Raw genomic sequence first — 14,150 nt, forward strand, 5'->3', positions numbered from 1 at the left:
GTTCATTAAAAGCGTTCTCCAATACCGAAGTGGAGACGGCTTTCTCCGTCATCATTAAACCCATAATCCACACGAATCGGACCTAGGGGGGATTGGACTCGGATACCAACCCCGAAACCAAAGCCACTACCGGGTTTATCACGAACGATCGCAGGTTCACCAGGTACATCATCACCTGTACCTAAATCGCTGGCAAAGTCAGCAAATAAAGCACCGCCGACTACAGAGATAATCGGAAAACGGTATTCTGCGGTTGCTTGAATAAAGCTGCGACCTGAACCCACTTCTCCCTCATCGTAACCGCGCACTGAGTTACTACCACCCAGAGAAAAGGCTTCGTAGGGGGGTAAGTCTCCGAGCGCGGTTCCAGCTTGTAGATTAAAGGCGAGGGCTTCGGCGCCTTCGGTGAAATTGGTAAATTCTACGGGTAAATAGTAACTGTAGCTACCGCGCAGGCGACTGAGCAAGATATTCCCTTGACCGATGGGAATCGTCTGTTCGACTCCGAATCTGAGTAGAGAGCCACTTGTCGGTCGCAGAGGATTATTGCGGCGATCGCGCACAGCACCCAGTTGTAGGGTCAACAGGTCGTCTTTACCCTCTCCACTGAAGCTTAAATCGTTACCCAATTCATCCTCTGGACTCAAGTCACCATCAGAGTCTCGAATCGACACGTTTTGATATTCAAATCCGGCTGATGCTGTCCATTCAGAGCGCCGATAGAGGTCACGGGATAATGGACGAGTAAAGTTGATTCCACCACCAGTACGAACCACACGGGGGCGGTCACCATTTTCCAGTTCGACCTCAGGATCACCGCCGTCGAAAATCAGGGAAATCGAGCGGCGTCGGAAGGCATTCACCGTGTAGGATGTGCGGAAGGGATCACCAGCAATCCAAGGGTCTGTAAAACGAAGGTCAAACAGTAGGGCGCGTTCTCCCACCTGAAATTCTGCTCCGAGGGTTTGATTATTACCACCCAGGTTTTGCTGCTGATAGCTAACCGTACCAAATAAGCCACTGGCAGAGCTGACTCCCGCCCCAGCCGCCAGGGAGCCTGTATTTCTCTCAATCACATCCACCACAACCACAACTCGACGGGGGTCAGTTCCCGGAGCAAAGGAAAGGCGCACGTCATCAAATAGTCCTAGACCAAAAACTCGTCGCAAATCCCGTTCAGCAATTTCGCGGTTAAACACATCACCCTCATTGAGTTGCATCTCGCGGGTGATGATAAAGGGACGGGTGCGTCCACCAATAGGTTCGTCCCCTTCCGTGAGTAAGCGAATTTGTTGACCCTCGTCATCCAGTATTGGTTCTCCCTCTTCATCGAGATAGCGGACTGCAATCTCTTCAATCACGCCTTCTGCCACAGTCAAGGTGACAATGCCATCATCGTTGATATCTGAGGCATCAACGACTTGAGCTAGGTCATACCCCTGTTCTTCATACCATTCGTTTAACTGTTGAACGCCTTGTTGTAGGTCATTCAGGTTAAGAATCTCACCATATTGCTCTTGAAAAATAGTATCAACCACCTCTTGAGGCAAAACCCGCGCCTCGGCTTCTATGGGAACAGTATTCACCGCAACCTGACGCAGTACAGGGTTAGGTTCAACGACAAAGGTAATCCGCACGCCCAAGGGGGTATCTTCGGGTATAACGTCCACACTTCTGAAGAAACCTGTAGCAAAGACGGCATTTACATCTTGCTGTAACTGAGAGCGAGTTGTTGCTAATCCGGGTTGGGTGCTAATCGCTCGAAAAATCTCGTTTTCTAGTTGTTCTTGCGGTCCGGTGTAATCCTGGAAGTTAATGAAGACTTCTGATACGAGAACTCGTGGTTCTGGCTGATTGGCGGGCGGCGTTGGTGAGTCAGTTGGGGGGACTTGAACTTGGACAGTTAAGGGAGGGGTAGGGGTTACCGTTGGTGCTGCTGTGGCATGGACGGCTGGATGATTTAAAGTGGGGGGTTTAATGGGTGTTAATTGGGTCGAACTTACCTCAATGGGATGAATAGCTGGGTTCTCTAGAATCGGCTTAGAGGTGGATTCTGTATCACTTCTAGGATCGACCTGAATCGAATGAATAGCTGGATTTTTATGAATGGGCTGGGAAGTAGATTCTGTCTCACTTCCAGGACTCTCTTGTACCCCATCGGTCGTTTCTATCACCGTTTGATCAGTTGTTGCTTCGGGGTGTTCTGGCGTCCCCGTTTTCTCATGTTCTCTTAACCCATCCTGTTGACTGCGGTCAAATACCAGGATGGGTGGGTCAGTCGTTTGCCCATGGCTAGGGGAGTTCGATAAACCGATGCTAGTTGTTACAGCGAGAATTGCCGTTAATAAAGGAGATAAGCGCATGATCCTCAGATTTTTTGACACGTCCACACACCACGTTGATTGCAAGAATTGCGATCAGCTGTTATCTGTTGTCCACTGCTTGTTAATGAGTTAAGGGATTGGCTGCTTAACCAGCTCGGTTAAGTTGATCGAGTAGCTTTAAACCTAAGCAGTCATCACTGAACCGATACAGGAAAAAATACCAGGATTTTTATCACCTAGCTTACTCTTGAGCAATTAAGTCTCCCAAGCCCAGCGCAGCTTCCTATACCCACCTGTTAACAAGCGTCAGAAAAACGCAGACACCCTAAACCTTACAGCCTTTTGCTCTGTGCCTTCTGCCTGCTGCCTTCTTGGGCTAGCACTCGCTCTAGAACTTGCTGATAGGCTTGTTCTACCTGTCCTAGATCCCGACGAAAGCGATCTTTGTCCATGACTCGCTGTTGAGGATCGGTTTCTCCTTGGTTCCACAAACGACAGGTATCGGGGCTAATTTCATCGGCTAAGAGCAACTGTTGGTTGGTATCAATGCCGAATTCTAGCTTAAAGTCCACCAGGGTAATACCGCAGCGCTGGAAAAAGGCAATGAGACTCTGGTTGACTTGCAGTGCCAGTTGTTCTAGCTGGTTGACTTGGTCGGGGGTTGCTAGTTCTAGGAGTAATAAGCGATCGCGCGTTAGCAAGGGATCTCCTAATTCGTCCTTCTTATAGTAAAATTCCACGAGGGGCTTGGGTAGGACTTTGCCCAGGGGTAATCCAGTTTGTTGACACAGACTCCCGGCTGCAATGTTCCTCACCACCACTTCCACGGGCAAAATTGTCACTCGTTTGACCCGCATCTGGTTGGGGGTGGGACAGTCGATGAAATGGGTACAAATGCCTTCAGATTCCAGAAACTCAAACAAGTGCGCCGCGATCGCGCAATTCATTTCGCCTTTGCCCACAATTTGACCTCGCTTTTGGGCATTAAAGGCAGTAGCATCATCTTTGTAGACGGTTAAGAGAATCTCTGGGTCTTCAGTCGGATAAAGGATTTTGGCTTTGCCTTCGTATAGTTTTTGCGGTTGAGACATAATCAGGGTTTACTCCATAGAATCCTCAACTATAATCTTTGATGGAGTTGAGGATCGTTCAATCAGGATAGTACATAACCAGGAAGGCTCTCTCGTACTTAGGGTGATCAGGAAAAGTTATTACATCCGGTTAAAGGCTGGCTGGATCAGGCATTTCCTGTTAAACCTTCATCTAAGCTCCCCAAGAGGATCTCACTGAAATCTTTGATGAGCATGATCAGAGGAATTGCCAGGGATGGGTTTAAGATAGTTCCGGATAAGTTCAAATATTTTCGGTTACCAAAAGCAGACAAAACCCACTCAAGATCACTAAAATAGTAAGTAGTGGGAGTCTAAACAATTTGTACCATCAATTATTTGAGTCAGATGAGGGTGGCAAACGTCTGAGAAGCTGTCCTTGCATTTTTGTACTGACTAAAAGGACTAGACTAGACCCAAGACCCACCGATGAGGGGTTGACTCCTGAGTGTTGATCTACGATCACACTTCGCTTATGGGAAATTTGCGCCGCGTTAGTCCCAGCACGGCTTCTGGTGAGACAGTATGTCACCAAGCTGATTCCTGTCATGTGCCAAGGAAAGGATGGGATCAATACCGTGAAGTTTTTTGAGAAATAGGGGGGAACTAGATTGTAGTTTATCGACAATAGCTTTTCTAGGAGAGCCAAATGACCAATCGAGATGAGTTTTTCTATCCGCACAGTCGCTATTACGGCGATATCAAGCCAGAAAATTTGGTGTTTAATGCCAATTTACAACAATTCGCGCAACAGGTAAACTACATCTGCAACTTAGAAACAGCAGGTAAAGTTGAACCTGAAGCAGCATATAAACAAATTAAAGATTTGTGGCATAGGTTAAGACGAAGTAAACAAGAATTGGCAGTTGGTCAGCATCCTTTCCATCGGGATGATAGGGGGAAATAACCTGTAGGGGCGACCCGCTTTCACTAATGAACAATTGTATCCATTTAATGAACTCGGGTCACCCGTTTAGGGTTAAAGTCGGGAACACGGGAATTTTGGACATAATGTTTAATCTAATCCTGACTAATTCGCTAAATTCTTCTAAAACAGAGACGTTCCAGCGGAACGTCTCTACAATAATTGAACCCTAAATCCCCGCATGACCTAACGCTAACCCTGCAACCAGCATCCCCAGAACCAAAAACGGTTGAGCGCTGGCTTGATATTTGACATCATTTTCCAGGGGCGATCGCAGAAAATACATATCCTGAAATGTAATCTGAGGCACAATTAACAGCAACAGGATTGCCGCATAGAGATTTTGATGAATGCTAATTAAATACCCGGCAATCCCCGCTTGAAAAATATCAATCATCAGCACACAAATCCAAGCCGCCGTACCCACACCAAACATAACCGGAATCGATTTCAGCCCTAATTGGCGATCGCCTTCCACACTCTTAAAGTCATTCACCACGGCAATTCCTAAACCTGCCAGACTATAAATCAGGGTGAGAATCACAATCGTCCAATTCAGATCCCCAAATAAAGCATGACCTGCCCACCAGGGAAGGGCAATATAACTGGCACCCAGGGCATAGTTTCCCAGCCAGCCATTCTTTTTCAGCTTCAATGGCGGCGCTGAGTAAATATAAGCGAGGAACGCCCCAAAAAGCGTTAAACAGGTTAAAGTGGGAAACTCATGACCCACCCATCGATCTAACCCATACGCCACGCCGATACCCGCAACCAATAGCAAGACAATCTGAGTCACAACTTGGGGCACCGAAATTGCCCCAGAAGGAATCGGGCGGTAGGGTTCATTAATCGCATCCAATTCGCGATCATAGAAGTCATTCAGGGTTTGAGTATACCCCGCCATCAACGGACCAGATAGTAACATACACGTCACCGCTCTCAGGATATCTTCCGGTGTCCAAGTATATCCACCGCCCGACGCTGCGCCACACACAACCCCCCAGATTAGGGGAATCCAAGTAATCGGCTTCATTAACTGGAGACGAATTTTCCAGATAGATTTTTCACCCGGAGCGGCACCTTTCATCCCTAGGAGTTGCCGGGTTTTAGCACTTCGATCTGTTGATTCGGTTGAGGGAGAGTTAGACATTTTAGTATTGAGTTTTGAGTGTGTAGGGGCGGGTTTAGGGATTTGCTTATTGGTATTGATGGTAACATTTGTACAAAACCCGCCCTAACCGATACGTAGAGGCAGGTTTAACTATTATCGTTTGAAATGGTGCGTTACGCTCCGCTAACGCACGATGGCGGCGTGACACAGCTAAAATTGTGGAATAGATTTGACCTTTAAACCGGGCGCACGCCGTGCGCCCCTACAATGCTAATCCACCAATTAAGGTGTGCCACACCACTACCCACCCTACCCACCCCGACATAAGACATAAGACATAAGACAATCAGAACGAAATAATTAAATGTCGATCTTGGAACTTTGCCCCTTTCACAGATTGACCGCTCAGTTGGGGAGGTAGCCAAATATTACGCCGCTGATCGCCTGCTTCGATCGTCACCTCCGGGCCATATTGGGTGAGTTTCACCTGCTTTTTGTCAAAGCCCGGTAAAAACAAACTGACTTGACGATTTGCTACATCTATGCTAATAGATTTAGGCATTTGCACCGCTTGTTTAAAATCAGGCAGGGCATCAATTAACGGTTGCCAGTCAGCGCTTGTCGATAACTGGGGCAAGGCGCTAACCGTTAACGGGGCAAATTCAGTCGCTAAAGTTTCCGTTGCTGGAATTTGGTTCAACAGAACCCCCCCCACCGTCAGATTAACCTGCTGGGCGCTACCCCAGAAATATTTGGCAGTCGCGAGGGCAGCCGTATCTCCTGTCGTCACTAAATAAGCCGCCACCCGATTCGGATCAGCCACAGCGTTTTTGCCCTGCTCCAACATTTGGTTAGTTTGCTGAGTCGGTTTTTGGGCAAAATCGTCGGGTGTCCAGGTCACATTGAGAATAGCGCTGGTGACGGGCTGGATAAATGGGGAAATCGTTTTACCCAAATCCGACTCGGTAAAGATTTGGCGAAAGCGGCGAAAATACCAACTGAGAATTTCTGGCATGCCCAGCATTCTCAGAGTGGCTTGGTCGCCGCTGCCATCGTAGATAATCACATCATACTCACCACTGCCATCGTATTCACGAATCTCATTCAAGGCTAAAGCACTATCCATACCCGGTAAAATGCCCAGTTCTTGACCATAGACATTTTTCAGCGTTGGCGATCGCAAATACTGTGCTTCTAGCTTTTTCACCTCTTCCCAGCTACGTTCGAGGAGGAGGGTAGACTGAAGCTGAACTGCTTTCAGATTCGGTTCCACCTCCGTCGGATCAGCCCTAGGAAATGTTCCCAATAACAGTCCGAACGCCGGGGTAGGATCTTGCCCGATTAAAAGGACACGCTGACCGAGACTTGCGAATTTTTTAGCCGCCGCGATCGCAATTGTGGTGCGACCGGTGCCGCCTTTGCCTAAAAAGGTGAGAATAAAAGCCATGATTTTGTTGGACGCTGATGACTGAAGTCGCCGCTAACTGACGGGTTTGAGTTCATCTTCAAAAAACCAGGTTGCCGTATTGTCGTCAAACTTGACGATCACACCGACGCCGCTGCCATCTGTCACTTTAAAATCTTTGACGATGCCAACTTTCCCTAGTTTGTTAATGATATCGCCAGACACCCGGTCTCTGAGACGACAGACTTGAACTTTTTGACCAATCTCCATTATTGCTTCTAGTAATTCTAATAGGATGAACCATTCCAAAGTGTAGCGGAATCTGGGAAGTTGTGAACATGTAGGGGCTCTTTTGACGACTAATGCTGCGGTTCAAACCATTAACTGAACTAAACCCGCCCCTACCAAGGTGTCCTTCCCCAGCTAAGAGACGTAGCATGCTACGTCTCTACATGCTCCCATTTACCATCCGCTCCTGAGCCTCCGCCAAGGCGCGTCGTACCTGATCAAATCCCGTTCCCCCGTAACTGTTACGGGCAGAAACTACCTGATTTGGTGCGATCGCGTCGTAAATATCTTCCTCAAAGGAGGGGTGGATTTCTTTCCACTCTGGCACAGTTAAGTCTTTGAGCAGTTTACCTGCCCCTAGACAGGTTCTCACCACTTTACCCACCAGGTTATAGGCTTCTCGGAACGGAACCCCTTTGGTAGCCAAATAATCAGCCACATCAGTAGCGTTAGAGAAATCTTCTGCCACGGCTGAGGCGAGACGCTCAGGACAAAACTCTAGACCCTCCCGCAACAAAATTGTCATGGCTTCCAGACAACCTTTGACCGTTTTCACGCTGTCAAATAGCGCCTCTTTATCCTCCTGCAAATCCTTGTTATATGCCAAAGGCAATCCCTTCATCAGCACCAACATAGCTTGGAGATGCCCGAAAACCCGCCCAGTTTTGCCCCGTACCAGTTCAGGAACGTCCGGGTTTTTCTTTTGGGGCATAATACTCGATCCCGTTGAGCAATTGTCTTTGAGGGTAACAAAGCCAAATTCCTGAGATGCCCAAAGAATAATTTCTTCAGACAATCGGCTCAAGTGAACCATAATCAGACTCGCCGCCGTCAAAAATTCAATAGCAAAGTCGCGATCGCTCACACCATCTAAACTGTTGTGATAGACATCGCCAAACTCTAGAACAGAGGCGCTGTAATGTCGGTCAATAGGAAACGTTGTCCCCGCTAGCGCCCCACACCCCAAGGGAGAGATATTAACCCGGGGGTAAATTTCCCCCAATCGTTGCCAATCCCGTTGTAACATTTCCCAATACGCCAGCAAATGATGGGCTAAACTCAACGGCTGGGCGCGTTGGAGATGGGTGTAGCCAGGGATTAGGGTTTCGACATGGGATTGAGCCAAGTTGAGTAAAACCCCTTGCATGTCTCGTAACTGGGTACGAATTTGGGTGATTTTATCCCGCAAATAGAGCCGGGTATCTGTGCCAACTTGGTCATTGCGCGATCGCGCCGTGTGCAGCTTTTTCCCCACATCCCCGACAATTTCGGTGAGGCGTCGTTCCACGGCAAAATGAACGTCCTCGGCGTCAATACCGGGCTTAAATTTTCCCTGGCGGTATTCTGAACGAATTTGTTCTAAACCCTGCACCAGTTGCTCCGCTTCATCGGCTGAAATAATTCCGGTGTGGGCAAGCATTTTAGCATGAGCCACCGAACCCGTCAGGTCATACTCAATCAGTTCGATATCAAATCCAATACTCGCATTAAAACCTGCGATCGCCGGATGAAGTGCCGATTCAAATCGCTGGCTCCACGTTGTTTGTTCCGTCACAATACAGATTCCCTAGTACAAAAAGGCTCTTTGAAGGCAGAGGGAAGAGGGCAGAAGGCTGTAAGGTTTATGGTAGTTGCTTTTTCGCCTATTGTTAACGGGTAAGTTATTTCCGCGCCTGCTGCACTAATCCTGGATTTTTTATCGTTTTATCGTTTATCCTCTTCACCAAGGACAAATGACCAATGATCAATCATCCAAACGAACTCATCCCCCGAAAAATATAACCGATGATTAGACCAATCAAAAATGCCCAGACTTGACCCGATTCAATGAAATTATTAAACGCATCTTGCATTTGACCCAAAACATCGGGATCTGCAACTTGCGCTAACACCAGTCCATCGGTTAGCCATGGACTGATCAGGTCAATAAGCGGATGGAAACTATTGACAACAGACGCTAGAGCTTGCACTTCCATAACAGCCATGGCGATGATCACCTTAAATTAAATAGGTTACTCGGAAGATTTTACCTGCAACACGACCAAGGTCATATCATCACCGTTATGATTCTTTGCTCCCATAAACTGTCCCACCCGCTCAAACAGGTAGTCTAGAATGACTTGAGAGCCTTGGTGATGTTCACAAGCCCACTTAAATGCTTCAATCAAATTTTCTTCATCAAAGCGATCGCCATGTTGATTGGCAACATCGGTAAACCCATCAGTGTAATATATAATCGTGTCTCCCACATCGAGCTGGATTTGAGCATCTTCATACTCAGAATCTGCCTCCAAGCCAATCAGCATCCCTTCTGTATCGAGACGCTGGATAGAATGATTAGACGCATGCCATAAGAAGGGCGGATTATGGGCAGCATTGCTATAGGACAAAATTCTGGTTTTGGGATCGTACTCCGAATAAAACAGGGTGACAAATCGATTGGAATTTTCTAGGTCAGCATACATCACCCGATTCAAATGTTCCAGGATACGGGCAGGGGAGTGCCGGTTGAGGACTTCTGCCCGTAGCATACCCCGCGTCATCGTCATAATTAAGCCGGCTGGCACACCTTTACCCATGACATCACCAATCACAACGCTCCAGGGTACAGATGCTTTGTCTTCGTCAATATGTTTATTATCACAAAAACCTAGCGGACGAAGCTGATCATAGTTAGTGGGAATAAAATCATAGTAATCACCCCCGACTCGACTTGCCGTCTGACACCGAGCCGCCAGTTCAATCCCTTTAATCGAGGGACATTGACGCGGGAGGAGGCGTAATTGGATTTCCGCGCCAATTTCTAACTCTCGATCTAAGCGTTCTTTTTTGCGAAGTTCTACAGTAAGTTCATCATTAGAGATCGCGACGGCTGTTTGATCGGCAACTAACCGCACTAATTTCTGTCGGGTTGGCGTCCAGTTATAGTGTAGGTCATCGGTAAAGACGTACAAGCGCCCTCGTTCGACATTTTTAATTAAAATCGGTGTGCCAAATAACTGAATATCTGCGTTTAAATAACGATTGACCTGCTCGTCAAAGGATGCCCAAATTCTGTCCAACTGTTCTGAACTCAGTGCCAATTTTCCATCTTCATTGCCTTGAGCCGTGATTGTTTGACTTGCCCGTTCGAGTGCTCGACGCAATGTCTGACACCCTTGATTATCTTGGCAATGAATTTGTTCGAGCCGGATGTGACCATTTGGCTTCAACAAAACCAACGCGCCTCCCTCTGTATCGGTTACCCGTGCAGCCATCAAGGGAATTAATTCTAAAAATTGATTTAAATTGTTGAAGCTGCGTAAGGCAAATCCCAGCGAACTTAACAAATCTTGGATTTTGTGTTGTTCTCGGTGCAGGCGAGCTACAAGTTCTTTGAGTGCAGAAACAGGTGTTTTGTCAGAAGCAGCGATATAGGGAGTGCCATTCGCTGAATTAGGGGGTTGGCTCTTAAAGGGGCGTGCTGTCATCACATCAGGGTTGGGGAGCATCACGTTTAACTAAAGATATGGTTCAATCGGAGGTTGTCTCTACACTTATGGTCTTAAAGTAGCAATTGAAACACTTTTAACCATCCACGCTTCCAGAAGTCAGTTGGAAACGTCCGGACAGCCTTCTTGCCGGCATGAATAGGACAATATAAAAAGCGTGGGAAAATCCCGATGACATCCTATCTTAACGCTGTTGGTCTTTGGCGCTGTACTGAAGTCTGTTCCGGTTATTGTATAAGTATTTGACTGATTTTAGGTGTCAATCATAGCGCCAATTGAGTATTCTGCCAACATCCATCTGGGGGATTAGTTAAACTCTTTGTTGTTGTTAATCTTCCATCAAGGGACTAAAATCACTATTAGCTCTTAAGGAATCTCACATTTTTTCTATCGATTGGAAAATAAAAGGTGCATTTCCCCTTTGCCTCGAATAGGATAATATTGAAGATGGATCAAGGCTTTAGACGCGCCTAAGTTTCCCATAGGGGGGATGAGGGATGAGTTGACTGCATCCATTTTGGCTTTTAGACCCTTGAGGGATTGTGACCCACACCCCGCCTACTTTTAAAGGGGCTACGCGCCCCTTCAGGTTAAGAAGACTCCAGTTGAGACTGCTTAATTCCTTGTACTGCCCAAGTGGATAAACAGAAAGCTCTTTTGGCTTAATTTTGCAACACTTCTACATCATGACGGAAGGTAATTAAGGCATGACCGTTCTGCATTTCGGCTAAGGTTTGGAAGATCTCGTCAGAGACTTCTGACGAGACAACGGTTTTCATCTCAATGTTGGTGTTATACCCAACAATATCCCCCATGCGCCTGCCATGACCCCCTTCACCGAGGACATCGTTGATGGTATATCCTGTTACCCCTTTACTTCTGAGCAGTTTGATTAAACGCTCTTTGAGTACGGATTCACCAATGATCGTAATTAAGACAGCGGGTTTGACAGAAATGGCTTCAGTAGACATAAGAAACTCCTAAAATGTTTGTTTAGGGAAGGATGACAGGCAAAGGATAACTCAATTCCTGTACCGATTCGAGACTTCCCGGAAAAATTCACCTCCTAAGATCTCTCGTCCTCAATCGACGAGTCGTTTTAATCCACTCCCGCAGTCGCTGTCGCAGATCATCGATATTAGGGGTTTGTTTACCATAACGCCAGCGTACATAAGCCTGAGAAATTTCATCAATCACGGCTGCTGAGTCAGAGGATTGCTGCTGACGCATGACTCTAGCATATTCTAACGGCGTCTGCGCGGGGTGCTTAATATATCCTTTCGCCCCCAAAACCTTTAACATTTGCTGGTAAAGCCGTTCCATGGGCGGTAATTTCCCTAACCAGCGACGGTAACGCCAGGTTTGCCACTGCACCCAACCTAACCAACCCACGAACCCCACCGCGATCGCTAAAATTAACCCGCCAAACAACCCCATCCAACCACTGGACAGCATTGCCCACAGTCCCACGATTAGCCGCAGCAGCGAACCAATAATTAGATTCCACAATTCTCCGATAAAATTGCTTACGGGTGTGGGTAACCAACCTGCTACCCAACGCCAAAACTGACGCAGAACGCTAAAGGTTTCCGTGTCTTCTACGCTTTGGGGGACTAATTCGTGTCCGGGAATGGGGTCAAAGGCAAACCAGCCATAGTTAGGGAAATAAACCTCCGTCATGGCGTAAGCATCGGTATTTTTGACGATATATAAGCCGGTGAAGGGATTAAACTGACCGGTATCAAATCCCACGACTAACCGCGCCGGAATCCCGATAGAACGCAGCATGATGGTTAAAGTTGTGGAAAAGTGGTCAGGATAACCGGCTTCGTATTTAAATAGAAACGCTTCGACTAAATCTTCGTCTTCCTGTAAAAAGGGAAGTTCCTTGGGGTTATCCGGAATTCTATACCGTCGTTTAACCTCTTGAGCCAAATACAACGCCTTCTCGTAGGAGGAGGTGAGGGGTTTGGGGGAGGTGGCTAAGAGTTGTTCGGTTTTTTGCCGCACCTTATCCGCGATTTCTGGTGGAACATCAAGATAGTATTTTTGGATATTGTCTGGGTAAGTGTCCGGGGCTTGTTGGAGTTGGGTGCGATCGCGTACTGGTACTTCGGATATCACCGTGTAGGTCAATCCTTCAAGTAAAGCTAGAGGCGATCGCAAACTACCTTCTGTATCAATGGCTACTTCCCTGGTGGGAAAATAGAGGCTTTTGGGATAACTCAGGGCGGGAATAATATTCGGCAGTTCCGATACAGCGGTATAACTTTGAATTACCGTTTTAGTACGACCCAAATTAAAGCTGGTGGGATAGAGTTGGAATCGATAGGACCAAGGGGGACGACTCACTTCCAACACCTGATCTTCCCTCGACAATTCCCATCCTTGACCCGTATAGCGGTCAAACGCCTGCACCCTCCAAAATCCAGGGGCTTGGGAACGCACCCGCAAGACGACTTTCGGCTTGAGAGTACCTCGGAGATTCTGGTTAATTTGGGTACCAAAACCATAGTAAAATGTCTCATCCATTTCACCAGGCCCCCGACTGGGAGATGTTCCCTCACCACCCGTCCCCTCACCTTCACTCACATATCCGGGATTGTTCACCCCCCGATTATTCCCCTCAAAATCTTGCTCATCCAAATCCAACGGCGCACTGACGGGAAAGGTTTGCAGTTGATAACCGGGAAACCGAGGCATTAGGGCGAAAATCCCCAAACCCAAGGCGATAATAACTAACAAAAAAATACTTAACCGTCGCAGTGACAGTGGCGAGAAACGTTTAGCCCCCTCCTTTGAGGTTTTACGTTTTGGCTTTGGCGATAAACCGATGCGGGATTGGTAATCGAGGATCAGTGTGGGTAAAGCGATGGCTAAAAATATCAACAGTAGCGGGGCAAACGCTAAGGTTTGGCTCAGGGTTCCTGCCACTCCCAACAAGATCAACCCGATTACCATGGAATAGCCTAAATCCTTGCGCCGGGGCAAGTCAAAGCTGTGGAGGACTTGTACTTGAATCAATAATTCTGCGAGAACGAGGCGGGTATCATTGAGGCTGGCTAATAAATTATTAAAGAATACCCCCATAGCGATTAGCATCCCAATCGCCAAAAAGAATTTGACCGCAATGTTGCGATGGCGGCGACGATACCAACTCCAGGTTGCTCCAATGATAGAGAGCGGTACAGCCCAGGCGCTCATCTGAGTTTCAGCGGCGATATCTGTAGCGACAATTCCCACAATCACTAGCCCCTGTACGAGGACTCGTAATCCTATCGAGTCTTCGGTTTGAGGCAGTGGCATTGCGCCAAGACGCTGCCACACCTGATTTAAACCAGGTAGACGCCGGATTCGCTGCATCCCTGAAGGATTCGACATAACAATTCACTCTCTTGTGCGCGAGATGGCTGTTAGCTTAATTCACGGGTTCAATCGTATTGTATCTAAGTCCAAAGCCGGGAGTGAGAGAAGCTCCCACGGCTAACAGCTAGCAC

Annotated in this window: 11 protein-coding genes; 1 reads left to right on the forward strand and 10 read right to left on the reverse strand. The window is 47.5% G+C overall.

Annotation, left to right across the window (positions count from 1 at the left end; all coding sequences use genetic code 11):
• Nucleotides 1–5: 5 nt before the first annotated feature.
• Together RLO19_RS15185 and purC are read right to left on the reverse strand one after the other, a co-directional pair.
• Complete coding sequence (locus tag RLO19_RS15185) at nt 6–2,363, reverse strand: BamA/TamA family outer membrane protein (protein WP_446357655.1); 2,358 nt, start codon at nt 2,361–2,363, stop codon at nt 6–8.
• A 293-nt stretch (nt 2,364–2,656) separates the two neighbouring features.
• Entirely contained in the window at nt 2,657–3,415 is a 759-nt protein-coding gene (gene purC / locus RLO19_RS15190) for a phosphoribosylaminoimidazolesuccinocarboxamide synthase (protein WP_446357657.1), read from the reverse strand.
• 667 nt (nt 3,416–4,082) lie between these two features.
• Here purC and RLO19_RS15195 point away from each other — a divergent pair.
• A complete protein-coding gene (locus tag RLO19_RS15195; protein WP_446357659.1) occupies nt 4,083–4,340 on the forward strand; it encodes a DUF7219 family protein in 258 nt (85 codons plus the stop codon).
• A 187-nt stretch (nt 4,341–4,527) separates the two neighbouring features.
• Here the strand turns inward: RLO19_RS15195 and chlG are convergent, their stop codons facing one another.
• The 8 genes from chlG to RLO19_RS15235 form a co-directional block, all read right to left on the reverse strand.
• Nucleotides 4,528–5,508 (reverse strand): chlorophyll synthase ChlG, encoded by a 981-nt coding sequence (chlG, locus tag RLO19_RS15200; protein ID WP_446357661.1) that lies wholly within the window; start codon nt 5,506–5,508, stop codon nt 4,528–4,530.
• Nucleotides 5,509–5,815: 307 nt separating this feature from the next.
• Nucleotides 5,816–6,916: a Get3/ArsA fold putative tail anchor-mediating ATPase NosAFP gene (locus RLO19_RS15205; RefSeq protein ID WP_446357662.1), complete on the reverse strand. Its 1,101-nt coding sequence runs from the start codon at nt 6,914–6,916 to the stop codon at nt 5,816–5,818.
• A 33-nt stretch (nt 6,917–6,949) separates the two neighbouring features.
• Entirely contained in the window at nt 6,950–7,144 is a 195-nt protein-coding gene (gene petP / locus RLO19_RS15210; RefSeq protein ID WP_446357664.1) for a cytochrome b6f subunit PetP, read from the reverse strand.
• A gap of 178 nt (nt 7,145–7,322) precedes the next feature.
• Complete coding sequence (argH, locus tag RLO19_RS15215) at nt 7,323–8,717, reverse strand: argininosuccinate lyase (RefSeq protein WP_446357666.1); 1,395 nt, start codon at nt 8,715–8,717, stop codon at nt 7,323–7,325.
• Nucleotides 8,718–8,910: 193 nt separating this feature from the next.
• The gene (locus RLO19_RS15220) at nt 8,911–9,138 is read right to left on the reverse strand and encodes a hypothetical protein (RefSeq protein ID WP_446357697.1); all 228 of its coding nucleotides are present in this window, start codon (nt 9,136–9,138) and stop codon (nt 8,911–8,913) included.
• Between the two features lie 36 nt (nt 9,139–9,174).
• Nucleotides 9,175–10,632, reverse strand: coding sequence for a PP2C family protein-serine/threonine phosphatase (locus tag RLO19_RS15225; protein WP_446357699.1), 1,458 nt, complete (start codon nt 10,630–10,632; stop codon nt 9,175–9,177).
• 683 nt (nt 10,633–11,315) lie between these two features.
• The gene (locus RLO19_RS15230) at nt 11,316–11,624 is read right to left on the reverse strand and encodes a P-II family nitrogen regulator (RefSeq protein WP_446357668.1); all 309 of its coding nucleotides are present in this window, start codon (nt 11,622–11,624) and stop codon (nt 11,316–11,318) included.
• Between the two features lie 88 nt (nt 11,625–11,712).
• On the reverse strand, nt 11,713–14,034 hold the full coding sequence (locus tag RLO19_RS15235; RefSeq protein WP_446357669.1) for a transglutaminaseTgpA domain-containing protein: 2,322 nt from the start codon (nt 14,032–14,034) through the stop codon (nt 11,713–11,715).
• Nucleotides 14,035–14,150 lie beyond the last annotated feature (116 nt).

It is taken from the genome of Coleofasciculus sp. G2-EDA-02 (assembly GCF_040226375.1).
Classification (GTDB): Bacteria; Cyanobacteriota; Cyanobacteriia; order Cyanobacteriales; family Coleofasciculaceae; genus Coleofasciculus.

What these genes read in the sequence shown, in the direction of transcription:
- RLO19_RS15185 (WP_446357655.1), bottom strand. Translation starts at nt 2,363, where the DNA reads ATGCGCTTATCTCCTTTATTAACGGCAATTCTCGCTGTAACAACTAGC.
- purC (WP_446357657.1), bottom strand. Translation starts at nt 3,415, where the DNA reads ATGTCTCAACCGCAAAAACTATACGAAGGCAAAGCCAAAATCCTTTAT.
- RLO19_RS15195 (WP_446357659.1), top strand. Translation starts at nt 4,083, where the DNA reads ATGACCAATCGAGATGAGTTTTTCTATCCGCACAGTCGCTATTACGGC.
- chlG (WP_446357661.1), bottom strand. Translation starts at nt 5,508, where the DNA reads ATGTCTAACTCTCCCTCAACCGAATCAACAGATCGAAGTGCTAAAACC.
- RLO19_RS15205 (WP_446357662.1), bottom strand. Translation starts at nt 6,916, where the DNA reads ATGGCTTTTATTCTCACCTTTTTAGGCAAAGGCGGCACCGGTCGCACC.
- petP (WP_446357664.1), bottom strand. Translation starts at nt 7,144, where the DNA reads ATGGAGATTGGTCAAAAAGTTCAAGTCTGTCGTCTCAGAGACCGGGTG.
- RLO19_RS15220 (WP_446357697.1), bottom strand. Translation starts at nt 9,138, where the DNA reads ATGGAAGTGCAAGCTCTAGCGTCTGTTGTCAATAGTTTCCATCCGCTT.
- RLO19_RS15225 (WP_446357699.1), bottom strand. Translation starts at nt 10,632, where the DNA reads ATGACAGCACGCCCCTTTAAGAGCCAACCCCCTAATTCAGCGAATGGC.
- RLO19_RS15230 (WP_446357668.1), bottom strand. Translation starts at nt 11,624, where the DNA reads ATGTCTACTGAAGCCATTTCTGTCAAACCCGCTGTCTTAATTACGATC.
- RLO19_RS15235 (WP_446357669.1), bottom strand. Translation starts at nt 14,034, where the DNA reads ATGTCGAATCCTTCAGGGATGCAGCGAATCCGGCGTCTACCTGGTTTA.